At 59.4% G+C, this 21,011-nt stretch carries 21 protein-coding genes and 1 tRNA gene; 12 read left to right on the top strand and 10 right to left on the bottom strand.

Features of this window, described 5'->3' with window-relative positions; translation table 11 throughout:
- Positions 1-5 precede the first annotated feature (5 nt).
- The 7 genes from ACI514_RS12100 (at position 6) to ACI514_RS12070 (ending at position 6,101) form a co-directional block, all read left to right on the top strand.
- Positions 6-1,166 (top strand): radical SAM/SPASM domain-containing protein, encoded by a 1,161-nt coding sequence (locus ACI514_RS12100; RefSeq protein ID WP_141129207.1) that lies wholly within the window; start codon positions 6-8, stop codon positions 1,164-1,166.
- Positions 1,167-1,275: 109 nt separating this feature from the next.
- Complete coding sequence (locus tag ACI514_RS12095; RefSeq protein WP_405123898.1) at positions 1,276-2,301, top strand: GlxA family transcriptional regulator; 1,026 nt, start codon at positions 1,276-1,278, stop codon at positions 2,299-2,301.
- Positions 2,302-2,599: 298 nt separating this feature from the next.
- Positions 2,600-3,799 (top strand): S-type pyocin domain-containing protein, encoded by a 1,200-nt coding sequence (locus tag ACI514_RS12090; RefSeq protein WP_405123897.1) that lies wholly within the window; start codon positions 2,600-2,602, stop codon positions 3,797-3,799.
- Between the two features lie 10 nt (positions 3,800-3,809).
- Positions 3,810-4,163, top strand: coding sequence for a DUF6572 domain-containing protein (locus ACI514_RS12085; protein ID WP_405123896.1), 354 nt, complete (start codon positions 3,810-3,812; stop codon positions 4,161-4,163).
- Positions 4,164-4,252: 89 nt separating this feature from the next.
- Entirely contained in the window at positions 4,253-4,591 is a 339-nt protein-coding gene (locus ACI514_RS12080; protein ID WP_405123895.1) for a DUF6572 domain-containing protein, read from the top strand.
- Positions 4,592-5,260: 669 nt separating this feature from the next.
- Entirely contained in the window at positions 5,261-5,626 is a 366-nt protein-coding gene (locus ACI514_RS12075) for a DUF6124 family protein (protein WP_034155865.1), read from the top strand.
- Between the two features lie 118 nt (positions 5,627-5,744).
- Positions 5,745-6,101, top strand: a complete 357-nt coding sequence (locus ACI514_RS12070) for a DUF6124 family protein (protein WP_038368693.1) — start codon at positions 5,745-5,747, stop codon at positions 6,099-6,101.
- A 204-nt stretch (positions 6,102-6,305) separates the two neighbouring features.
- Here the strand turns inward: ACI514_RS12070 and ACI514_RS12065 are convergent, their stop codons facing one another.
- Complete coding sequence (locus ACI514_RS12065; protein WP_405123893.1) at positions 6,306-7,334, bottom strand: alpha/beta fold hydrolase; 1,029 nt, start codon at positions 7,332-7,334, stop codon at positions 6,306-6,308.
- A gap of 318 nt (positions 7,335-7,652) precedes the next feature.
- Between ACI514_RS12065 and ACI514_RS12060 the strand changes: the two genes are divergently transcribed.
- Positions 7,653-7,727: transfer RNA gene (locus tag ACI514_RS12060), tRNA-Gln, on the top strand.
- A gap of 113 nt (positions 7,728-7,840) precedes the next feature.
- On the opposite strand, the gene ACI514_RS12055 is transcribed toward ACI514_RS12060, so the two are convergent.
- The 3 genes from ACI514_RS12055 to gstA form a co-directional block, all read right to left on the bottom strand.
- On the bottom strand, positions 7,841-9,829 hold the full coding sequence (locus tag ACI514_RS12055; RefSeq protein WP_160057653.1) for a U32 family peptidase: 1,989 nt from the start codon (positions 9,827-9,829) through the stop codon (positions 7,841-7,843).
- A gap of 215 nt (positions 9,830-10,044) precedes the next feature.
- Entirely contained in the window at positions 10,045-10,425 is a 381-nt protein-coding gene (locus ACI514_RS12050) for a RidA family protein (protein WP_007919637.1), read from the bottom strand.
- Positions 10,426-10,524: 99 nt separating this feature from the next.
- Positions 10,525-11,136, bottom strand: coding sequence for a glutathione transferase GstA (gstA, locus tag ACI514_RS12045; protein ID WP_160057654.1), 612 nt, complete (start codon positions 11,134-11,136; stop codon positions 10,525-10,527).
- 110 nt (positions 11,137-11,246) lie between these two features.
- On the opposite strand from gstA, the gene ACI514_RS12040 reads away from it, so the two are divergent.
- Entirely contained in the window at positions 11,247-12,155 is a 909-nt protein-coding gene (locus ACI514_RS12040; protein ID WP_174244507.1) for a transcriptional regulator GcvA, read from the top strand.
- Between the two features lie 122 nt (positions 12,156-12,277).
- Positions 12,278-12,691, top strand: a complete 414-nt coding sequence (locus tag ACI514_RS12035; protein ID WP_405123892.1) for a cupin domain-containing protein — start codon at positions 12,278-12,280, stop codon at positions 12,689-12,691.
- Between the two features lie 51 nt (positions 12,692-12,742).
- Here ACI514_RS12035 and ACI514_RS12030 read toward each other — a convergent pair whose 3' ends face one another.
- Positions 12,743-12,952, bottom strand: a complete 210-nt coding sequence (locus ACI514_RS12030; RefSeq protein WP_405123891.1) for a hypothetical protein — start codon at positions 12,950-12,952, stop codon at positions 12,743-12,745.
- A gap of 192 nt (positions 12,953-13,144) precedes the next feature.
- Here ACI514_RS12030 and ACI514_RS12025 point away from each other — a divergent pair, with 192 nt between their 5' ends.
- A complete protein-coding gene (locus tag ACI514_RS12025; RefSeq protein WP_160057658.1) occupies positions 13,145-13,366 on the top strand; it encodes a hypothetical protein in 222 nt (73 codons plus the stop codon).
- A gap of 50 nt (positions 13,367-13,416) precedes the next feature.
- Here ACI514_RS12025 and ACI514_RS12020 read toward each other — a convergent pair whose 3' ends face one another.
- From ACI514_RS12020 to ACI514_RS12000, 5 genes are all read right to left on the bottom strand, one after another.
- The gene (locus ACI514_RS12020; RefSeq protein WP_405123890.1) at positions 13,417-14,436 is read right to left on the bottom strand and encodes an XdhC family protein; all 1,020 of its coding nucleotides are present in this window, start codon (positions 14,434-14,436) and stop codon (positions 13,417-13,419) included.
- A 12-nt stretch (positions 14,437-14,448) separates the two neighbouring features.
- The gene (locus ACI514_RS12015; RefSeq protein ID WP_160057660.1) at positions 14,449-15,801 is read right to left on the bottom strand and encodes a cytochrome c; all 1,353 of its coding nucleotides are present in this window, start codon (positions 15,799-15,801) and stop codon (positions 14,449-14,451) included.
- A gap of 17 nt (positions 15,802-15,818) precedes the next feature.
- Positions 15,819-18,071 carry a molybdopterin cofactor-binding domain-containing protein gene (locus ACI514_RS12010; RefSeq protein ID WP_405123889.1) on the bottom strand — a complete coding sequence of 751 codons (2,253 nt, stop codon included), beginning with the start codon at positions 18,069-18,071 and terminating at the stop codon, positions 15,819-15,821.
- Entirely contained in the window at positions 18,071-18,526 is a 456-nt protein-coding gene (locus tag ACI514_RS12005) for a (2Fe-2S)-binding protein (protein ID WP_007915396.1), read from the bottom strand. The genes ACI514_RS12010 and ACI514_RS12005 overlap by 1 nt, the downstream gene beginning before the upstream one ends.
- A 77-nt stretch (positions 18,527-18,603) precedes the next feature.
- Positions 18,604-19,536, bottom strand: coding sequence for an AraC family transcriptional regulator N-terminal domain-containing protein (locus ACI514_RS12000; protein ID WP_405123888.1), 933 nt, complete (start codon positions 19,534-19,536; stop codon positions 18,604-18,606).
- Positions 19,537-19,766: 230 nt separating this feature from the next.
- Here ACI514_RS12000 and ACI514_RS11995 point away from each other — a divergent pair, with 230 nt between their 5' ends.
- Positions 19,767-21,011: an MFS transporter gene (locus ACI514_RS11995; RefSeq protein ID WP_405123887.1), complete on the top strand. Its 1,245-nt coding sequence runs from the start codon at positions 19,767-19,769 to the stop codon at positions 21,009-21,011.

The following is a 21,011-nucleotide window of genomic DNA, read 5'->3' as shown; positions in this document are numbered from 1 at the left end:
CCCGCATGAATATGTACATCGATATCGTCGGTGCGTGCAATCTGAGCTGCCCGTCCTGCCCAATGGGCAACTCGGAAAATCTCAATTTCAAAAAAGCCATGCAGCTCGAGATGTTCAAGCAGATTGTCGATAAGGCCAAGACAGAGGGCGTCAACACGATCTACCTCTATAACTGGACCGAGCCGCTGATTCATCCAAAAATTGGCGAGTTTATCGAGGTCATCAATGCTGCCGGCATGGGCAGCGGCATCAGCACCAACCTGAACCTCGCCAAGAATATGGAAAAGGCCTTGATGGCCGAGCCGAGTTACTTCCGTATTTCGCTCTCCGGTTTTTACCAGGAGACCTACGAAAAGGGCCATGTCGGCGGCGATATCGAAGTTGTAAAACAAAACATGATCGCCCTGCAGGAGATCAAGCAGCGCCTGGGTCTGAGGACCCGCGTTGATGTTTACTATCACCGCTACCTGGATAACATCGAAGAAGAATCACTGATGCGCGAGTTCAGTGAGCGTCTTGGCTTCATGTTCACCACCGGGTACTCCGTGATGATGCCGCTGGAGAAGACACTGGCCATTGTCGAGCGTGACCCGTCTGTCACGGCTACGGACATCGACACCCTGAAACGCCTCGCACTGCCGCCGTACGACGATCTCGTCAACGTCATCCAGAACTTTCCCAAGATGGCGTGCACGCTCAAGGATGACTGGCTGGTCATCGACTGCAATGGCAACACGGTGCTGTGCTGCACGATCTTCAATCAGACCGAGTATCAGGTCGGCAAGTATCTCGACATGCCGCTTGCAGAACTGACACGACGCAAATCGACGCAGAAAAACTGTGTCGACATGTGCGACCGCTGCGCCAATAAAGGCCTGCATATCTACTCGATGCATCCCAATCAGGGAGTGCTGGAGCGGCACGCGGTGAATCGCATCATCGATTTCGAGCAGCGTGCCAGCCAGGGTCTGCCGGTGGAAAGCGAGCAACTGGGGCGTGCCGGCGAAGTCAGCGCAGAAAACTTTGATGAAGCCCAATACCTTCGATTGAATGACGATGTCAGGATCGCGGTCGCCCAGGGAGGCTTCTCCAGCGCCTATCAGCACTACGTGCTCTGTGGTCGGCTTGAGGGACGACTAGGTGCCGGGGTTTTCTCGGCCGTTTGAGTCAGAGATGGATTGGCGGACAACCACCCAGTGAAACTGTTCGCCATTCACCAGCGTGATTGACTCTTTGGCGGATCAAGCCAACTATCGGCGCATAACAACATGACCGATGGACCATAACTTGATCGAACGACGCCAATTCAGCGGAGGCATGAAGGGGAAAAACCTCCGCTATCTGAATGAGCAAAGCGCGGAAGACCCGCGCATGACCCGCACCGGTTTTCTGCTGCTCGAACATTTTTCGCTACCGGCGTTTACCCAAGCGCTGGACACCGTTGTCACTACCAATCTGTTGCGTCCGGGGTTGTTTTCCTCGCGCACGTTTGGTTTGGGTGACGGCGAAGTCGTCAGTGATCTGGGGCTGGTCATCCGCCCTGACGCACGTCTGGATTCTGCCGCGCTGGCGCAACTGGATCTGCTGGTGGTGTGTGGCGGGTATCGCACTGAACTGCGCGCGAGTGATGAGTTCATCGGCTTGCTCAGATCGGCAGCGGAGCGCGGCATCTCGCTCGCCGGGTTGTGGAACGGTTCATGGTTTCTCGGCCGCGCCGGATTGCTCGACGGCTATCGCTGCGCGATCCACCCGGAACATCGCCCCGCGCTGACCGAAATCGCTAAAACCACCCACGTCAGCAGTGAGCCTTACGTGATTGATCGCGATCGGCTGACGGCTTCGAGTCCGTCCGGCGCTTTTCACATGGCACTCGACTGGATCAAAAGCCTGCACGGCAAAGCGTTGGTCGAAGGCATCGAAGACATCCTCGCCTTCGAGGAATCGCGCTACCGCCGGATCAAACCGGATGAAAACATCTGCGTCAGTGCGCCGCTGCGTGAAGTGGTGAAACTGATGGATGCCAATCTGGAGGAACCGCTGGAGCTGGAGCAACTGGCGGTGTACGCCGGACGCTCACGTCGGCAGTTGGAGCGCTTGTTCAAAGAGCAACTCGGCACCACGCCGCAACGCTATTACCTGGAACTGCGCATCACTGAAGCACGGCGGTTGTTGCAACACACGGAGCTGTCACAAGTGGAAGTGCTGGTCGCGTGCGGCTTCGTTTCCCCAAGTCATTTCAGCAAATGCTACAGCTCATATTTCGGCTACAGACCTTCCAAAGAAAAACGCCTGGTCAAATAACCCAAGCCGTCACCCACCTAAGTTCACCTCGGTATCCCACGTCGGCGTACCTCCCCCCAAACCCCTCGGTCAGTTCCCTCTCCCTCTGGGAGAGGGCTAGGGTGAGGGGCTTTTAAAAGACGATCTCCATCACCGAACCGCGCCATATGCCCCAGTTGTTGCAGGCGGGAGTCCCTCCAGTTTGCAGATAAGTCATGCCGAGCCATTGAAAGTGGCGTCAAAGTGCCACTGATTGCCACCCCAAACACCACCTGTCACCCTGCGCCTCGTTCAAAGGATCAGGACAAGGAATCAAGGATTGAGTGGCTACGTCCCCAACCCTCCCAAGGGTTATCGCAACACCGGCGTCGAACCCGTCGACGTCAACGCCCAACACTGGGCGCAATACAAAGACCTTCCAGCGGCACCGATCGTTAAACCAGAACCCTTGGGCTGCGTCTTTGCCAAAAGCTGTAACCTTCCCGACGGCGAAATCAACCACACAAACCAAGCTGGATTCGTCCCTGTAGAGAAACTGGCGGATTACGGTTTGTGGGCTGTTCTTGCCACAGGTGCAGCAATTACCGCCCACGGCACAGCGCTTCAACTGGTCAGCGGCTCCACAACCGGCAGTGCCATCGCTCAGAGACTGGGTGGGTCCCTCGCGCTGGGCTTGCTCGAAAGTGCTGGTGCATTGGCAACAGGTGCCGCCGTCGGCACCGTTGCGCTATTAATGCCTAATACCAACCTTGCACCCGACAGTGCCTTCTACAAAATCGACCAGTACGCCACGCTCGAAACGGGCCGCACGCGCGTCCGCGTCAACGTAAAGACTTTGCCGGACGGTTCCGTCAGTGCTTACGGCTTTTACACGGGCGGCAAAAAGGACTGGGAAAATGTCCCTGTCATCAAAGCGGAAAAGGACGGCGAGAAATACGTGGCCGACGTAGGTAATGGCATTGGCCTTACCTGGACGCCAGCAGCAAACCCAGATGGTGTGCTGGGTATTCCAGCACTTGAAGGCGTGCCGCAATTACCTCCCGTATGGGTATATCCGCCGACAGAAAAGTCGGACACGCTTTTGGCTAATCCAGCACATCCTCCCGAGTTTCAGGATGCGATCATCTGGTTCCCCGACGATGCAGGCCTTGAGCCCATCTACATCGTGCTCAGCACGCAACTAGAGAAGAACAAACAAAAGGGCAAAGCGTTTGAAGAGGCCTCCTTTGACGAATTCAGCAAGATCAAACCTGAGGCCGCCCGAGAGGTCACAGTCAAAACCGACAGCGGTGTACGCACACGCATTGATATGATGGGCCGCGACGCCGATGGCAACCTCTCATGCGTCGAATGCAAATCGTCAGAAACAGCGCCGCTGACCCGCAACCAGAAAGTCGGCTTTCCAGAAATAGAAAAGACCGGCGCAACCGTCGTCGGCAAAGGTAAGCCCGGCTTCACCGGAGGCACCAGAATTCCACCCACCAGAGTCGACATCATTCGACCTGACCCGACCCTCTGAGGGAGCAGACATGTCCATCACCGAAACCAAAGTCGTCGACATCATCGCAGTACCCGAGTGGGAACCAGATAACGTCGTGCTCGTCATCACCGATCACCTGGAATGGGGCGACAAAGCGCAACAGGGTGAACACCTGTTGTTGCTTCAAGAGAAAATCAATACCTACATCGCCTTCATCGAGAGCGGCGAACTGCTGGAAAGCTATCCGCCAGCCGAAGGCAAGAATCCAAAGATTCGCATCAACGGCCTCTATGAACTGCCCGAGCAAGGTGAAACCTTTATCGACCGAGTGACCGAGGTACTCAAAGGCGTGGGCATTGGAATGGAGTTTGTACTCAAGGACGACTTTGCAGTTCGCCACTAATTGTGAGTTCGGATAGCGGCAACAGAGCTCAAGCTCTGTTTCCCGAGAAGGATTGAACAACCCTGCTATCAAGGAGCCAAGGATCCGCTATGTCCGTAACAGACGCCAAAACCATCGACATATGGGGTATCCCCAAATGGGACTACAACAAGATCATCTTGGGTATCACTGACCACCTGGAATGGGGTTGCAAGGCCGAACAAGGCGAGCACCTGTTGGTGCTTCAAGAGAAAATCAACAACTACATCGCTTTCATCGAAAGCGGTGAAATCTACACTGAGATACCCGGTGCACTCGGAAAATCACCTGTCATTCGTATTCAAGGCAAGTACGAGTTACCCGAGCAAGGCGAGTTGTTCATTGATCGCGTTGCCGAGACACTGAAGGGCGTGGGTATCGGATTCGAGTTCGTGCTCAAAGCGAATTAAGAAACATATTTTAGGAACCGGCAACTCAGGCATGGGCTTGTCATATGAGCGCTGTGAGTCCTCTCTGATAGAACCCGAGCACTGAAAACTGCTGCGGTACCGGAAATCGGGCCAGCCAAGCCATTTCAGCAAATGCTACAGCTCATATTCGGCTACAGACCTTCCAAAGAAAAACGACTGGTCAAATAGCAACAGCCGTTTCCCAACCTGAGATCACCTCGGTATCCCACGTCGGCGTACCTCTTCCAAACACCACGGTCAGTCCCCTCTCCCTCGGGGAGAGGGCTAGGGTGAGGGGCTTTTAAACGCCATCACCCACGCAAGTTTAACTTACACGCACTGTTACGCCATAACGGCTACAACACCTTGCGCCGTTGCCTACGCGTACGCCAGAATCCGCCGGCTTACGCGCCTTGAGGCGGGCTGTATCGTTTCCCTGTCACTGCAAAACAGTGATCGGGTTTGGTAGCCCGTTTCTTGATAGCCGTATTGCGTCACCTTATTCAGCCATTTATTTGGGCTCAGCTTTATATGGTGACCATGCGTGGGGCTCATTCGTGAGCGCCGGGTTCGCTGTCTTGACCGGTCTACCAACCCACGTATGGCCGCCACCCTTCGTTTGGTAGCGAGAGTGTCGGCTCCTCATTCCTTCAAGGTAGCAATTCATCTATGTTCAAAATTACGCCAAACCCGCCAGAAACCGATCCAATCCCCTACGACGCCGCACTCGAGCCTCAAAACATCAAAGAGGCCACCGACCGCGCGATCAACTTCTACCTCAATCCCTCGGCGCTGAAGACCTCAGTACCCACCCGCAAGACCGGCAAGATCTACCTCATCGACCCCACAGTAGATAACGAAACCCTGCTCGTCGAAGCCACTGAAACATTGTCCTCCGCCACTGACATGGCCCGTGAACTCGCCGATTCGATTGATCCTTCACAGCGCAAAAAGATGCTGATCCTGCAACAGGTGATCATGCTCAGTGAGTTGGTAGTCGGACGAGTCCTGGATAACCAGCGATTGCCGCACTAGTCACGATGCAGATGGGTGAGGGGGCTCGCTCCCTCATTGCACAGAAGCGTCCGCAATCGGGGCGCTTCAGGCCTTCTATTAAAGAGCCGCCAACGGTTCTTGTCTGGAGTTTCAGCTGATGTCTCAGCCACCCGAACCACCGGTCACAGATCTGGTATCGCCGTACGCCTCGCCCAATTCAAGAAAGCTGCACGAAGCGGCAGAGCGTGCACTCGACCATTACCTGTTGCCTGCCGCGATCATGGCCGAACCCTATACGCCAAACGCTCTGTTCATGGCCAACCCGCAAGCAGACACCGAGTCGTTGCTGACCAATGCTTGCGGGTCGTTGGCGTCCGCGTCGGTCATGCTCGGTAATTTTGCCGGCGTGCTGGAGGGATCAAACCGCCATACGCTTCTGGGCATTGCGCAAGTGGTCATGTTGGGGGAATTGGCAGTGAACAAGGCGTTGGATCTGGTCGTGCCAACCGAGTGATCGCGCACGTTAGTCGGGGTTGAGGGTGTCTGGTCGGGCGTGATCGCGAGCAGGCTCACTCCTACATTTGAAATGCGTTCCCCCTGTAGGCGTTCGCCTGCTCGCGATGGCGTCCGTTCAGGCAAAGCATCTGCAAAACGTGACCATCCCTCCACCCTCAAATAATCAAGCAGTCAGCCTGAGCGGCTGACTGCCTTTTTGTTTCTACAGGTGATCCGCATCAATCACCGCTTTGGCAAACGCCTGCGGATCTTCCTGCGGCAAGTTGTGGCCAATCCCGCCATTGATCAAACGGAACTGATACTTGCCGGTAAAACGTTTGGCGTAATCCTCTGGCGCCGGGTGCGGTGCACCGTTGGCATCGCCTTCAAGGGTGATGGTCGGCACGCTGATCGACGGCGCGGTAGCGAGCTTCTGTTCCAGTGCGGCGTATTTCGCTTCGCCCTGCACCAGGCCCAGCCGCCAGCGGTAGTTGAACACGGTGATGTCGACATGATCGGGGTTCTCCAGCGCCTTGGCGCTGCGATCGAACGTGGCGTCATCAAACTTCCACTGCGGCGAAGCGGTTTGCCAGATCAGCTTGGCGAAATCATGCGTGTTCTTCTCATACCCGGCACGGCCACGGTCCGTCGCAAAGTAGAACTGGTACCACCACTGCAACTCAGCCTTTGGCGGCAGCGGGTTTTGCCCGGCGGCCTGATTGCCGATCAGATAACCGCTGACCGAGACCAGTGCTTTCACACGTTCCGGCCACAACGCCGAAACGATGTCCGCCGAACGCGCGCCCCAGTCATAACCGCCGAGTACCGCTTGCTTGATCTTCAACGCATCCATGAAGTCGATGACGTCACTGGCCAGCGCCGCCGGTTGACCGTTACGCAGGGTGTCTTTGGAAAGGAACTGCGTATCGCCATAACCGCGCGCATACGGCATCAACACCCGATAACCCTTGGCCGCGAGCAACGGCGCGACTTCGTCGTAGCTGTGAATGTCGTACGGCCAGCCGTGCAGCAGGATAACCACCGGGCCATTCGCCGGGCCGGTTTCGGCGTAGGCGACGTCGAGCACGCCAGCCTTCACATGTTTGAGCGGGCCGAAAGGCGAGGGCGCGGAATAGCTGACGGCCGCAGGTTCAGTGGTTTGCGCTTGTGTGGTGCCAAAAGCGCCGAACAGCGACAGCGCCAGGATCGACAAGCCGAATGCGGTGTTGCGGGTGTGCAGTGCCTTTTTCATGATGACGTCTCCTTTGCGAACCGTTGGCCGAGGGGTCTTGGTGAGCCCTTGAAACCTTGAGTGCATTTGAGCGTTGGGACGTATCTGGCCTGTGTCGAAGAACGGCTTAGTTGAAAGTCGATGTGTCGCGGTGGGGTTCGTACACAGTGTGATACACGGCGCGAAACCGACTCACCCTGGACCTGATTCAGGCCAAAATAATAAGTCGCTGTTTTAAAACAAAAAATATTTCACTTCGCGCTTCCAAAAGCCAAAAAACCTTGGTAAATTGCGCCCCGTTCTCACAGCGAAACTAACGGAGTAGCTGGAAAGAGCAGTAGGGGCGTCGCCAAGCGGTAAGGCAGCAGGTTTTGATCCTGCCATGCGTTGGTTCGAATCCAGCCGCCCCTGCCATATTCGAAAAAACGCCAACTTCGCAAGAAGTTGGCGTTTTTTTATGCCTGCGATTTGGCCAGGCTTGGTACAGCAGGCGTGCGCGGCGCCGAAGCACCGCGCACGCCGTCCACTCAGTGCGGTGCGCGCGGAATGGTTTTCATCAGGTCTTCGGGGCTGATGTGGCCGACCACGCTGCCCGGTTGCGGCAGGTTGAGGATGTGGCCCTTCATCTTGCCGATGATGTGCATTTCGCACGGCTTGCAATCGAACTTCAGCGTCAGCACTTCATCGCCGTGGATCAACTGCATTGGTGCAACCTTGGTGCGCACGCCGGTCACGCCTTTGGCCTGTTTCGGGCACAGGTTGAAGGAGAAACGCAGGCAGTGCTTGGTGATCATCACCGGCACTTCGCCCGGCTCTTCGTGGGCTTCATACGCGGCGTCGATCAGCTTCACGCCGTGACGGTGGTAGAAGTCGCGCGCCTTCTGGTTGTAGACGTTGGCGAGGAAGGTCAGGTGCGAATCCGGGTACACCGGCGGCGGACTGGTTTCAGCCTTACGGCCTCCACGCGGGTGCGCAGCGACACGGGCGGTGGTCAGGTTCTCGATCACTTCACGGCGCAGGGCTTTGAGCTGCGAGTTAGGGATGAAGAACGCCTGTGGCGCATCCAGTTTGATGTCGGTGGCGTGGTACTGCGTGGTGCCGAGTTGGCCGAGCAGGTCGCGCAACTGTTCCAGCGCTTGCTCAGGCTTGTTGGCCACACCGAACGGGCCGTTGAGGGTAACGCTGGCGCTGATGCCTTCTTCGCTGGTGGCGGTGACTTCCAGTTGCTCTTCACGCAGGCGTGCGACCCAGCTCAGGGCCACGCGACGCTCGGACGAGGTCTTTTGCAGCGCCTGTTGCCAGTTGTGGTCGAGGTTGCGATTCAACGGGTGGTTCGGGCGCAGCTTGTACAGGCCTTCGGGCATTTCGTTCGGCTCGACGCGATAGCGGTAGCGCTTCTCGCCGTCTTCTTCGAACTCGCCTTTGGCTTCGGCGATGTTGGCGCGGAAACCGACCACTTCGCGCTTGACCAACACGTTCAAGCCGTCGCCGTTGGATAGCGGCTCGTGGGTGATGACCTGCATGTCGCGTTTGCCGACTTTCTCGACGGTGCCGACTGGCAGGCCGGTGAAGGTCGGCGAGTCGAAAGCGCCGATGTCGATCTTGCGATCGGTGACGAAGTAGTCGGTGCTGCCACGGTGGAAGGTCTTTTCCGGATCGGGCAGGAAGAAGTGCGCGGTGCGGCCGCTGGAGGCGCGGGCCAGGTCCGGGCGATCTTCGAGTACGTCGTCGAGGCGCTGACGGTAGTAGGCGGTGATGTTCTTCACATAGCCCATGTCCTTGTAGCGACCTTCGATTTTGAACGAACGCACACCGGCTTCAACCAAGGCGCGGATGTTGGCGCTCTGGTTGTTGTCTTTCATCGACAGCAGGTGTTTTTCGTAGGCGATCACGCCACCCTTTTCATCTTTGAGGGTGTACGGCAAGCGGCAGGCCTGCGAGCAATCGCCACGGTTGGCGCTGCGCCCGGTTTGCGCGTGGGAAATGTTGCACTGGCCGGAGAAGGCCACGCACAACGCGCCATGGATGAAGAACTCGATGGCGGCGTCGGTTTCATCGGCGATCGCGCGGATTTCCTGCAGGTTCAGCTCACGGGCCAGAACAAGCTGCGAGAAACCGGCCTGATCGAGGAACTTCGCTCGCTCCAGGGTGCGGATGTCGGTCTGCGTCGAGGCGTGCAGCTCGATCGGCGGAATGTCCAGCTCCATCACGCCCAGATCCTGAACGATCAGCGCGTCGACCCCGGCGTCGTACAACTGATGGATCAGCTTGCGCGCCGGCTCCAGTTCGTTGTCGTGCAGGATGGTGTTGATGGTGGTGAAAATGCGCGCGTGATACTTGCGGGCAAATTCCACCAGTTCGGCGATTTCACCAACTTCGTTGCAGGCGTTGTGGCGCGCGCCGAAGCTTGGGCCGCCGATGTACACGGCATCAGCGCCGTGGAGGATCGCCTCACGGGCGATAGCGACATCGCGGGCAGGGCTGAGCAATTCCAGATGATGCTTGGGCAAGGACATAGTTTTTTTAGTCAGGCTGTCACGGTTAGGCGCGCATTCTACCCGTGAAACGCGCGCCCGGCACGCCCGTGCTGCCCGATGGCACAGGCGACTTTGATCTTCCACTCCGGACCAGTAGGAACTGCGGCACGCTGCGATCTTTGATCTTGAAGCTCAGATCAAAAGATCGCAGCCTCGTTTCACTCGACAGCTCCTACAGGGGCTGGGGTGGTGGGTCAGGCCTTGGCGGCCATCGCAGTCACTTCCACACGCATGCCTTCAACCGCCAGCGACGCCACACCCACCGCCGCACGCACCGGCCATGGCTTGGCGAAGTAGCGCTTGTAAACCTCGTTGAATGCCGCGCGATCAGCCATGTCGGTCAGGTAAATAGTCAGGTGCATCACCCGGTCCATCGAACTGCCGGCACGTTCCAGCGCAACCTTCAGTGCTTGCAGGGTGCACTCGCTTTGCAGGGTGATATCGCCCAGTTCCAGGCTGCCATCGGCGCGGGTCGGGATCTGCGTGGACATCATGATCCCGTTGAACGTGGTGACGTCCGAGGAAATCGAGTCTGCGTCCGGATCGGGGGTAAAAGTGATGTCTTGGTTAGCCATGCGGATCCCTTGTTTGAGCGAGTAAATCGCGCCAGTTTACAGATTCACGGCCAACGGACAAATGATCAGCCGCCACCGCAGTGAAAGCGTAGAGGGCGATCAAACAGGCGGCGTCGCCGCTTCAGCCGCCATGGCCGCAAGGACGCTGGGGCGGGCGGCGATACGGCGGGAGTGAGCGGCCAGCGCTGGCCAGTCCTGCAGGTCGATACTGAAGCTGGGCAGCCACGTCAGCACGCTGAACAGGTAGGCATCGGCGACACCGAACGTGCCCAGTAAATAGTCCTGATCCGCCAGCCTGCGGTTCAGGTAGTCCAGGCGTTTGAACAGTTTTTGCGTAAAAATCGCTTTGGCAGCCTGTGGAATCTGTGCATCAAACAGCGGCGCACAGCCACCGTGAATTTCCGTGCTGATGAAGTTCAGGTATTCCTGCAAGCGTGTCCGTTCCCAACTGCCGGGTGTCGGCGCCAGTGCGCTTTCGGGGATCTGGTCGGCGAGGAACTGCAAAATCGCCGGGCCTTCTGTCAGCACTTCGCCGTTATCCAGGAGCAATGCAGCGACGTAGCCCTTGGGGTTGATGTCGCGAAAGTCTTGTCCATCGGCCGTGCGCTTGCTCTGGTTGTTGACGCGAATCAGCTCGAAAGGCAGGCCCGTTTCGCGCAACACAATGTGTGGCGCCAGCGAGCAGGTCATGGGGGCAAAATACAGTTTCATGGCACTTCCAGTGAATGAGGAAGTGTCAGCATCCATCGGCGGGGCAGGCCTTCGCAAAGGTCATTTGCAGTGTTAGCGTATGACAAAATCTCATGAGTACCGAACTCGTCATGGTCGCCAGACTCCCTTCGCTCAATGGCTTGAAAGCGTTTGAGTGTGCCGCTCGGCACATGAGTTTCACCAAGGCTGCCGAAGAACTGAACGTCACGCAAACCGCCATCAGCCATCAGATCCGTCGTCTGGAAGAAGAATTGGGCGTGAGTCTGTTTCTGCGGCTGAAGGATGGGCTGACGCTGACTGAGCACGGCCAGACTTACTTACCCGGCATTCGTGCGGCCTTCCACGAGTTGCGCTTTTCGACGCAGGCGTTACTGGAGTCGCACTATCACAGTGTGTTGACCATCAATACTTTGGTGTCGGTCGCCTCCAAATGGTTGTTGCCGCGATTGCCGGCATTTCAGCAGGTGTTTCCTGCGATCGATGTGCGCATTAGCGCGTCCACTGAATTGATGGATTTTCGCCGGGGCGGCATCGATGCCGCGATTCGTTACGGGCGTGGCGACTGGAAAGGGCTGCGCGCCGATTTCCTGATGTCCGATGAGATTTTTCCGGTGTGCAGTCCGGCGTTGCTCGGCGCGTCGAAAAGCCTGAGCACACCGGCCGATTTGCTTGAGCACGCGTTGCTGCAAGTCAGCGGCATGACCGCCGGCGACTGGAACAACTGGCTGAGCGCCGCCGGTGAGCCTGCGCAATTCGCCGAGCGTCCGCGCCTGACCTTCGATCTGGCAATGATGGCCGTGCAAGCGGCGGTGGACGGGCAGGGGGTGTGCATCGGGCGTTCGACGTATGTCGACGATGATCTGCGTGCGGGCCGGCTGGTCGCCCCGTTTAATCTGCGATTGAAGGACGACTTGGGGTTCTACCTGGTGACGCCCCATGAAACCGCCGATACCCGCAAGATCGTGGCGTTCAGGACATGGCTGTTGGCGCAATGCTCCTCCAGCGAGGCATTTGTATAAGCGTGTATCAATCCCGTGCAAGGACACACCTAAACAACAAAACGAGGATTTGCGACACATCCCTTCTACATGCCGCGCCCACAGTAGAGGTCACCCCAACATGACCTTTGAGAGGCACCGCCATGCACCGTCCACTGTTTCTGGCTACCGCAGCAATCTTCGCTTCGATGATCGGCTTCGCACACGCGGCTGACGCTCAACCCAAGAGCTGGCAGCAAGGGCTGAGCCGCACCGATCTGGTCCGCGAGGATCTCGGCGCGGCCGAGCGCGAAGTGATTCAGGCACGGGTTGATTTCGAGCCGGGCGTGACCTCGCCCCGACACGCCCATCCGGGTGTGGAAGTCGCCTATGTGATCAGCGGCACGTTCGAATATCAACTGGAGGGCAGGGCGCCGGTCACATTGAAGGCCGGGGATTCGCTGTTCATCCCTGAGGGCGTAGCGCATATCGCCCGCAATGTCGGAAAAGACAAAGGCTCAGAGCTGGCGACGTACATCGTCAAGAAGGGTGAGCCGGTGCTGATACTCAAACCCTAAGGCGCAGATCGGGCCCTGCCACGCTGGCAGGGCTGATGATCGATACGCAATTCAATGCAGGGTGACAACGCGGCGGCTTTCTCCGATACGGATTCTGTCGAGTGCGCGGTTCAAGGCATCAAGCGCATCGAGCAGCGATTTGGCCTCGGCTTCACGCCCATCCCCCCACAGACGCTCGGCCATTTTGTTCAAGGCCTGAATAGAGCGTTCGATGTCTGCTGCGGTGGCGGCCTCTTTATTGACCGGCGGTTTTTTCGGCATTCAGGGCTCCTTTGGTGACGGTTAACGGATCAGGCCAGTTAACCCGTCATGCGACTTTTTCGACGCCTATTGCAGCACATCTGCAAACGCTTTACTGCGACGGATGTGCGCCTCCGTGACGCAAAAACGATCAGGGGCCGTGTGCACCTGTTCTAGAGTGATCGATACCAACGACTGAATGAGATCAGGACGATGTTTGGCAAGTATCCCGAGCAGAAGCAGAGCCGACAGGTGATGGGCGCGCTAGGGGCGGCATTCGCGACCTTGGGCGTGTTTCTGCTGTTCATCGATGGCACCGGCGGCGTGCTTTTCACGGTGTTGGGCGGCGCTTTGGTGCTGTTGACACTCCTCGCCAATCAAAAAACCTACACCAAGGTCATGCGCGTGCTGGGCTGGTTCGATGGATTGTCGTGAGTGGCGGATCACTGATTGATTCAAGGCTCGACTCGAGTCGGCGCGTTCGCTCAATCAATCGCCACCGCGTCGATGGCATGTTTAGCCTGGGCGATGCTGAGTTCACTCGGCAAGTTCGCACCGTTCTTGGCTGCAAGAATCTCGGCCATCACGCTGACGGCGATTTCTGCAGGCGTCTTGCTGCCGATGTAGACGCCGATCGGTCCGTGCAGACGCTGAAGTGACGCCTCGGTCTCGCCAAAATGCTCGATCAGGCGTTCGCGGCGCAGCTGGCTGTTGCGCCGCGAGCCGATGGCGCCGATGTAGAACGCCGGGCTGTGCAGCGCTTCGAGCAGGGCCAGATCGTCGAGTTTCGGGTCATGACTCAAGGCAACGATGCAGGTGCGCAGATCGACCGCGAAGTCGCGGACCACGTCATCCGGCATACCGACGATGCGCTCCACGCCGTCTACTGCCCACGTCTCGATGTACTCGGGACGCGGATCGCACACCGCCACTTTGAAACCGTTGAACAAGGCCATGGTCGCCAGATACTCGGCCAGCGCGCCGGCCCCGATCATCAGCATCCGATAGCCCGGTCCCAAGGTGTTGAGCATCTGCGCGCCATCGAAGCTGAATTGTTCCGGCGTCGCGGTCGGTTCGAGCGTGACCTGGCCGGACTCCAACACCAAGCGACGGCGAACCAGTTGCCCGGTATCCAGCTGCACCAGCAGTTCATCGAGTGACTGCCACGACGGGTTGAACTCAAGTATCAGTTCCAGCGTGCCACCGCACGGCAAGCCGAAGCGATGCGCTTCATCGGCGCTGACGCCATATCGAACGACTTGCGGTACGCTGTCACTAAAAGCGCTGCCGCCATGGGCCGTGGTGTAGCGATGGATCAGGTCATCCTCGATGCAGCCGCCGGACACGCTGCCCACCACGCGTCCGTCGTCACGCAAAGCCATCATCGACCCCGTCGGCCGTGGTGACGAACCCCAGGTGCGCGCCACCGTGGCGAGCAACACACGTTCGCCGGCGGCAAGCCAGTCCCGCGCCGTGCGCAGGACCAGCAAGTCGATGCTTTCCATCAGTGTCTCCTCTTAGCGCATCTGCAGAATGATCGGGCTGCTGCTGGCCGGATCAGTATGTTCACGCAGTTTGCTCACCGTCTGCGCATCGACAGCACTGGCCTGATTGCCCCAGGTGCTGCGCATGAAGGTCAGCACTTCGGCGATCTGCTGATCCGACAACTGCTCACGGAAGGCCGGCATGCGATAGGCGTCCGGCACACCGGCGGCTACGACACGCTGCGAACCATTCAGGGTGATGTTGATCGCCGAGGCGCTTTCCTTGGCCAGTGCCGAGGTGGCGCCGGCCAGCGGCGGCATCCATTCAGGTTGCCCCTTGCCGTCCAGGCCATGGCACGAAGCGCAGCGCGCCACGTAGGTATGCGCACCGGGCGAATCCAGACGTTGCGCTGCCGACACCGCTTGATACTGCCAAGGTGCGCCATCGCGTTCGCGATCCCCGGGAAGTGACTTCAGATAGTGCGCAATCGCGCTCAGATCGTCATCGCTCATGAACTGCGTGGAGTTGTTGAACGCTTCGGTCATCGAGCCGTAGACCACCGCGTGTTGGTTGCGACCGGTCTTGAGGAACTGCACGATCTCCGGCTCGCTCCAGCGGCCCAGACCAGTGTTGTGGTCATCACGCAGGCTCGGCGCGTACCAGCCATCCAGCAGGGCGCCAGCGAGGTACGGTTTACCGGATTCATCCAGTGCCTTCTCGTTGAACGCCAAGCCACGCGGCGTATGGCAACTGCCGCAGTGCCCGGCACCCTGAACAAGGTAAGCACCACGGTTCCACTGTTCATCCTGCGACGGTTTGGCCGCATACGGTTCGGCGTCGACAAACACACCGTTCCACAGTGCAATCGGCCAGCGCAGGTTCAGCGGGAACGGAATCGCACTCGGGATGTTCGCCTGTTTGACCGGCGCCACGCCTTTCATGAAGAACGCATACAACGCACGCACATCATCGTCACTGAGCTTGGCGTAGGACGGGTAGGGCATCGCCGGGTACAAACGGCGACTGTCGGGTGCCACGCCGTGGCGCACCGCTCGGTCGAAGTCCGCCAGGCTGTAGTGGCCAATGCCGGTTTCCGTGTCCGGGGTGATATTGGTCGCATGGATCGAGCCCAGCGGCGTGGCCATTTCCAGGCCGCCAGCGAATGGCGCGCCCCCTGGCACGCTGTGACAGGCCACGCAATCGCTGAGCCTGGCGACGTATTCGCCACGGGCGACCAGCGCCGGGTCGATGTCGGCCACGGCGATCTGATGGTTTTCCAGGCGCGAGACAGGCTCGCGGGTGACATACCAGGCCAGCAGGCCTGCCGCGACCAGGCACGGCACTGCCAGCCAGCCAGCGGTTCTTGCGAATCGGCTGTTATTCATGGACGCTCCGGCGCTGATCAAGTGAAGGTGTGTCGGCTCATGGGCAGGCTGCGCACCCGCTGACCGGTTAGCCTTGCCACCGCGTTAGCGACGGCGGGCGCGACCGCTGGCAACGGCGGTTCACCGATGCCGCCCATTTTTTCTCCACTCTCGACCACTCGCACATGGACCCGCGCCATCCGCGCAGGCGGCAGAATCGGATACAAGTCGTAGTTGCGCGCCCGGGGTTTGCCATCAATCCACACGGCTTCTTCCATCAGGGTTTGCGACAACCCCAGCGCTACAGCGCCATTGACCTGCGCCTCGACAATCGCCGGGTTGACGATGCTGCCCGGGTCAATCGCCTGCCAGATGTCGTGCACCTTGACCTGGCCGTTCTCGATGGACACCTCGGCGATCACCGCTGTCTCCGTTCCGAACGGCGAAGCCATGGCCACGCCGCGCGCACGTTTGCTGCCGTCTTCGGCGGTAAACGGCCCGCGCTTCCAGCCTCCGGACAGTTCACCCACCGCTTGCAGCAAAGTGGTCAGGCGTTGGTTGTCACGCAGCAGATGCAGGCGCAAGTCGAACGGGTCTTTGCCACCCTTATCGGCCAGTTCATCGAGGAACGATTCATAAAAGAAGTCGTTGAGCGAATTGCCCACCGAACGCCAGTAACCGAGCATCGCCGGGCCTTTGACGTAGATCTGCGCGATGCGTTTGTTGGGGATCGCATAGGTTTTGCCCGACAACCCTTCAAGCGCCGTGGGGTCGAGTTTTTCTCCTTGCTTGCCGGCGAGGGCTTCGGTCGGGCCTTCGGTGGCACTGATCGCTTCGATTGCCAGCGGCCAGCCGTCGTTGTCCAGCGCGGCACGGAAGTTCACCGCAGCAACGGGACGGAGCACGTCACGCAGGAACTCTTCCTCGCGACTCCAGATCAGTTTGACCGGACGGCCAACGGCCTTGGACAGCGCAATCGCCTGAGGGTAGGGACTGGCCGAATCGTAGAGGAAATGCCGACCGAAGAACCCGCCCAGCAGCGGCGAATGCAAGGTGATGCGCGAAAGATCGAGGCCCGTGCGTTTGGCGATGTCGGCACGGAACATGTCCGGCGCCTGATTCGGCAACCAGACTTCCAGCGAACCGTCCGGGTTGAATCGGGCCAGCGCCGAAGGCGGTTCCAGTTGACCGTGGTTCAGGTATTGGTTGTGGTAAGTGGCGTCGATGCGGGTCTTGGAATCCTTGAGGATCGAAGCCACGTCGCCTTGGTTTTCATCATCTTTGGCCGGGCCTTTGTCTTCAGCGAGGCGCTTGAACCAGGCATCGCTGGAAAAGTCGGCGGGCATCGGCCGCACTTTGCTCTCGGCCGTTGGCTCTTGCCAGTCGACCTGGATCGCCTCGACGGCACGTTTGGCATGCCACCAGCGCTCGGCGACCACCGCCACGGCACCCGGTAGACGATGCACGGAATGCACGCCTTTCATTGCCTTGACCTGCTCTTCGTTGCGCAGGTTGCCGACCGTCATGCCCAAGCGCGGGGCATGTTGCACGGCAGCATGGAGCATGTCGTCGACTTTCAGATCGATGCTGTACAGCGCCTTGCCGGTGGACTTGTCGTAAGCATCGAGGCGCTTCACCGGTTTGCCGATCCAGCGGAACTGGCTCGGATCACGCAGTTGCACCGAAGCAGGATCGGGAACCGGCAGATCCATCGCCCGCTCAGCCAGTTCACCGTAGGCCAGCGAGCGGCCCGACTTGGCGTGCACGACTTTGCCAGGCTCGGTGCCCAACTCGCTCACCGGCACGCCAAGTTGCTGCGCACCGGCCTGCAATAACATGGCGCGGGCGAGGGCGCCGAGGCGGCGCATGACCGGGTAACTCATGCGCACCGACATGCTGCCGCCGGTGATGCGCATGCCGTTTTCCAGCACCACATAGGCTTCGCCGGGCGGTGCGGCTTCGACCAGGAAGGTCGACGGATCGGCATCCAGTTCTTCGCCGACGATTTGCGCCATAGCGGTGAACGTGCCTTGCCCGCCTTCCATGAACGGGCAGAGCAGACGCACGCGGTTGTCCGGACGAATCTCAAGAAACGCCGGGACCTGCGTGCCGCGCTCGGCCGTCGCCGCCGCAACGGCAGCTTGCACGCGTGTCGCACCGAGCGGCAAGCCGAAGCCGAGAACCAGGGCGCCGACGGCGGTACCGGTGAGAAAACGTCGGCGCGAAACATTGATCGGTTCGTGCAGATCCAGTGCTGAGGCTTGCAGTGCAGGGTCGATTCGAACGTTCATCACGCGTCTCCCTTGCCGGCCAGCTCATGCACGGCGGCATGGATGGCGTTGTAAGTGCCGCAGCGGCACAGATTGACCATCGCCGCTTCGATCTGCGCATCACTCGGTTTAGGGTTTTGTTTGAGCAGCGCGGTGGCGGCCATCACTTGCCCGGACTGGCAATAGCCGCACTGCGCGACCTGCAGATCGACCCAGGTCGCGACCACCCGTTTGCCCACGTCATCGCTTTCGATGGCCTCAATGGTGGTGACCTCGCGGCCGACCACACCGGCCACCGGCGTGACGCACGAGCGCACCACGTTGCCGTCTACCAGCACCGAACAGGCGCCGCATTGCGCCAGGCCGCAGCCGTACTTGGTCCCGGTCATGCCCAGATCATCGCGGATCACCCACAGCAAGGGCGTATCGGCGTCGGCATCGACCTGATAGGTCTTCTGGTTGATTCGTAGTTCCATGGTTCACCCGCTGATCATCGGTTGACTTGCATTGTTATGTTCGGTGACGCGCGGCGAGGCGCATCAGCGTTTTTCGTTCAATTCGCTACTGTGCCGAGCGCTTCTGTATCGAACGGCTGCCCGCGCAACAGGGCAATGTCTCGACTCGGCGCGGTGCCGAACAGGCGGCCATATTCGCGGCTGAACTGCGAAGGGCTTTCATAGCCGACCGCAAACGCCGCCCGCGAAACGTCGAGGCGCTCGACCAGCATCAGCCGCCGCGCTTCGTTGAGCCGCAGCCATTTCTGGTACTGCAGCGGACTCATGCCAGTGAGCTGGCGGAAATGATGGTGAAAGGTCGGCGCGCTCATCTGCACCCGCGCGGCCAGATCGTCGATGCGCAGGGCATCGGTGTAGTTGACCTTGAGCCAGTCAATGGCCTTGGCAATGCGATAACCCTGGCCATCGACGGCAGTGATCTGCCGCAGGCGTGTGCCTTGATCGGTGTGGAGCAACCGATAGTGGATTTCGCGCAGAACCAGCGGCGCCAGCACCGGGATGGCCTCGGGCTCATCGAGCAATGCCAGCAGCCGATCGAGCGCGCCCTCCAGCGCAGACGACAGGCTGCCAATCGCGGCGCCCGTGCCCGTTGCTGGCTGCCGCTTGGCCGGCAAGCCGCTCTTGGTGATGACTTCGGCGAGCATGCTCACATCCAGTTTCAGCACGAGGCCGACACAGGGCTGTTCGGGACTGGCAAGCATCACTTCGGAGTTGGCGGGTAGATCCAGTGAGGTCACCAGAAACCGCGAAGGGTCATAGCTGTAACCCTCGCCACCCACCCACAAGCGCTTTTCGCCGCGACCGACGAGAATCAGGCTCGGTTCGATCATGCACACGGCCGGGGGCGCCGGTTGGTCGCGACGAAACAGCGACAAGCCGGGGATGGCCGTGGCGAAGTCACCCGGTGCGCTCACGCGCGGGTCAATGTTCAGCGCCAACGGTGATTCCTGACGCAGTGGGGTATCGATCATGGCGGGTCACTCCTGTTGACCGAACTCTAATCCGCGCGCGAGACGTTTCCTATCCATCACCCTGCATCCTCAGAGGATCAGGCAAGCATTCAAGAGGAATGCGCTAGGGAAGGGCCGGATTGACCGGGAGAATGTGTCTATCTGTTACAGGGGCAGTGCCCGCAAAGGCGAAAAAAGGCCTGAGCCCCTGCGCATCACACCCACACGTTTTCGCACCACAGGTAGTTCCCATGACGATTCCTTCTACAGATCCTTCTAAAAGAACAGGCGGCTGGAGCGCTGTGCTGGCCATGTCGTTGGCCGCATTCGCTTTGGTAGCTTCAGAATTCATGCCGGTCAGCCTGCTGACGCCGATCGCCGCAGACCTGCACATCACTGAAGGCCAGGCCGGGCAGGGGATTTCCGTGTCCGGTGCCTTTGCCTTGATCACCAGCCTGTTGATTGCCTCGGTCGCTGCTCGCGTCGAACGCAAGAAGCTGCTGCTGGGCCTGACCTTGCTGATGATCGTCTCTGGTACGGTCGTCGCGGTCGCGCCAGGCTACCCGTCATTCATGTTCGGACGTGCGCTGATCGGGATCGCGATCGGCGGTTTCTGGTCATTGTCGGCGGCGACTGCAATGCGTCTGGTGCAGCCTGAACAGGTTTCGCGAGCGCTGGCCATCGTCAATGGCGGTAACGCCCTGGCGACGGTCATCGCCGCTCCGGCGGGGAGCTTTCTCGGCTCGCTGATCGGCTGGCGCGGGGCATTCTTTTGCGTGGTTCCGGTCGCAGTGCTGGCCGCCGTGTGGCTGCTGATGAGTATGCCGTCCTTCAAGGCGGAGCGTCAGGCAGGCAGCGGCAACGTTTTGCGGCTGATGAAGCAATTGCCAGTGGCCTTGGGCATGGTCGCCGTCAGCGTTTTTTTCATGGGCCAGTTCATGCTGTTCACCTACCTGCGGCCCTTTCTTGAAGGCGTAACGGGCGTCAGTGTCTCAACCTTGTCCTTGATGCTGCTGGGGCTGGGACTGGCCGGTTTTATCGGCACCTTTCTGATCGAAAGGTTTATGGGCCGTGGCCTGTACCGCACGTTGACCGTCATCCCGCTGATCATGGCGGCCATCGCGCTGGCGTTGGTCAGCTTCGGCAAATCAGCGGTGCTGACCGCCATGTTGCTCGGACTCTGGGGATTGGTAGCCACGGCCGCGCCGGTCGGCTGGTGGACATGGCTGGCGCAGACGCTGCCGGATGATGCGGAAGCCGGAGGCGGTTTGCTCGTCGCCATTGTGCAACTGGCGATCGCCGGAGGCGCAATCATTGGCGGTCTGGCTTTTGACCTGAGCGGATACAAAGCCACATTCGAGCTCAGTGCTGCGGTGCTGGTCGCCGCGTCTGTACTTGCCTGGCTGGCGGGTCGCAACGCCACTGAAGTTCATCTTGTTGAGTCGGCAGCTCATACGAGCGCTGTTTCCGGCGATCCGGAGTCCCGATTTGTCTGA

The organism is Pseudomonas sp. M20 (assembly GCF_045037865.1).
Classification (GTDB): Bacteria; Pseudomonadota; Gammaproteobacteria; order Pseudomonadales; family Pseudomonadaceae; genus Aquipseudomonas.
The sequence above is the reverse complement of the archived record's forward strand: the minus strand, read 5'-3'. Positions and strand labels throughout refer to the sequence as shown.

Excerpts from the sequence above, each read along its gene's own strand:
- ACI514_RS12100 (WP_141129207.1), top strand. The coding sequence starts at position 6 with ATGAATATGTACATCGATATCGTCGGTGCGTGCAATCTGAGCTGCCCG.
- ACI514_RS12095 (WP_405123898.1), top strand. The coding sequence starts at position 1,276 with ATGGACCATAACTTGATCGAACGACGCCAATTCAGCGGAGGCATGAAG.
- ACI514_RS12085 (WP_405123896.1), top strand. The coding sequence starts at position 3,810 with ATGTCCATCACCGAAACCAAAGTCGTCGACATCATCGCAGTACCCGAG.
- ACI514_RS12080 (WP_405123895.1), top strand. The coding sequence starts at position 4,253 with ATGTCCGTAACAGACGCCAAAACCATCGACATATGGGGTATCCCCAAA.
- ACI514_RS12075 (WP_034155865.1), top strand. The coding sequence starts at position 5,261 with ATGTTCAAAATTACGCCAAACCCGCCAGAAACCGATCCAATCCCCTAC.
- ACI514_RS12070 (WP_038368693.1), top strand. The coding sequence starts at position 5,745 with ATGTCTCAGCCACCCGAACCACCGGTCACAGATCTGGTATCGCCGTAC.
- ACI514_RS12065 (WP_405123893.1), bottom strand. The coding sequence starts at position 7,334 with ATGAAAAAGGCACTGCACACCCGCAACACCGCATTCGGCTTGTCGATC.
- ACI514_RS12055 (WP_160057653.1), bottom strand. The coding sequence starts at position 9,829 with ATGTCCTTGCCCAAGCATCATCTGGAATTGCTCAGCCCTGCCCGCGAT.
- ACI514_RS12050 (WP_007919637.1), bottom strand. The coding sequence starts at position 10,425 with ATGGCTAACCAAGACATCACTTTTACCCCCGATCCGGACGCAGACTCG.
- gstA (WP_160057654.1), bottom strand. The coding sequence starts at position 11,136 with ATGAAACTGTATTTTGCCCCCATGACCTGCTCGCTGGCGCCACACATT.
- ACI514_RS12040 (WP_174244507.1), top strand. The coding sequence starts at position 11,247 with ATGGTCGCCAGACTCCCTTCGCTCAATGGCTTGAAAGCGTTTGAGTGT.
- ACI514_RS12035 (WP_405123892.1), top strand. The coding sequence starts at position 12,278 with ATGCACCGTCCACTGTTTCTGGCTACCGCAGCAATCTTCGCTTCGATG.
- ACI514_RS12030 (WP_405123891.1), bottom strand. The coding sequence starts at position 12,952 with ATGCCGAAAAAACCGCCGGTCAATAAAGAGGCCGCCACCGCAGCAGAC.
- ACI514_RS12025 (WP_160057658.1), top strand. The coding sequence starts at position 13,145 with ATGTTTGGCAAGTATCCCGAGCAGAAGCAGAGCCGACAGGTGATGGGC.
- ACI514_RS12020 (WP_405123890.1), bottom strand. The coding sequence starts at position 14,436 with ATGGAAAGCATCGACTTGCTGGTCCTGCGCACGGCGCGGGACTGGCTT.
- ACI514_RS12015 (WP_160057660.1), bottom strand. The coding sequence starts at position 15,801 with ATGAATAACAGCCGATTCGCAAGAACCGCTGGCTGGCTGGCAGTGCCG.
- ACI514_RS12010 (WP_405123889.1), bottom strand. The coding sequence starts at position 18,071 with ATGAACGTTCGAATCGACCCTGCACTGCAAGCCTCAGCACTGGATCTG.
- ACI514_RS12005 (WP_007915396.1), bottom strand. The coding sequence starts at position 18,526 with ATGGAACTACGAATCAACCAGAAGACCTATCAGGTCGATGCCGACGCC.
- ACI514_RS12000 (WP_405123888.1), bottom strand. The coding sequence starts at position 19,536 with ATGATCGATACCCCACTGCGTCAGGAATCACCGTTGGCGCTGAACATT.
- ACI514_RS11995 (WP_405123887.1), top strand. The coding sequence starts at position 19,767 with ATGACGATTCCTTCTACAGATCCTTCTAAAAGAACAGGCGGCTGGAGC.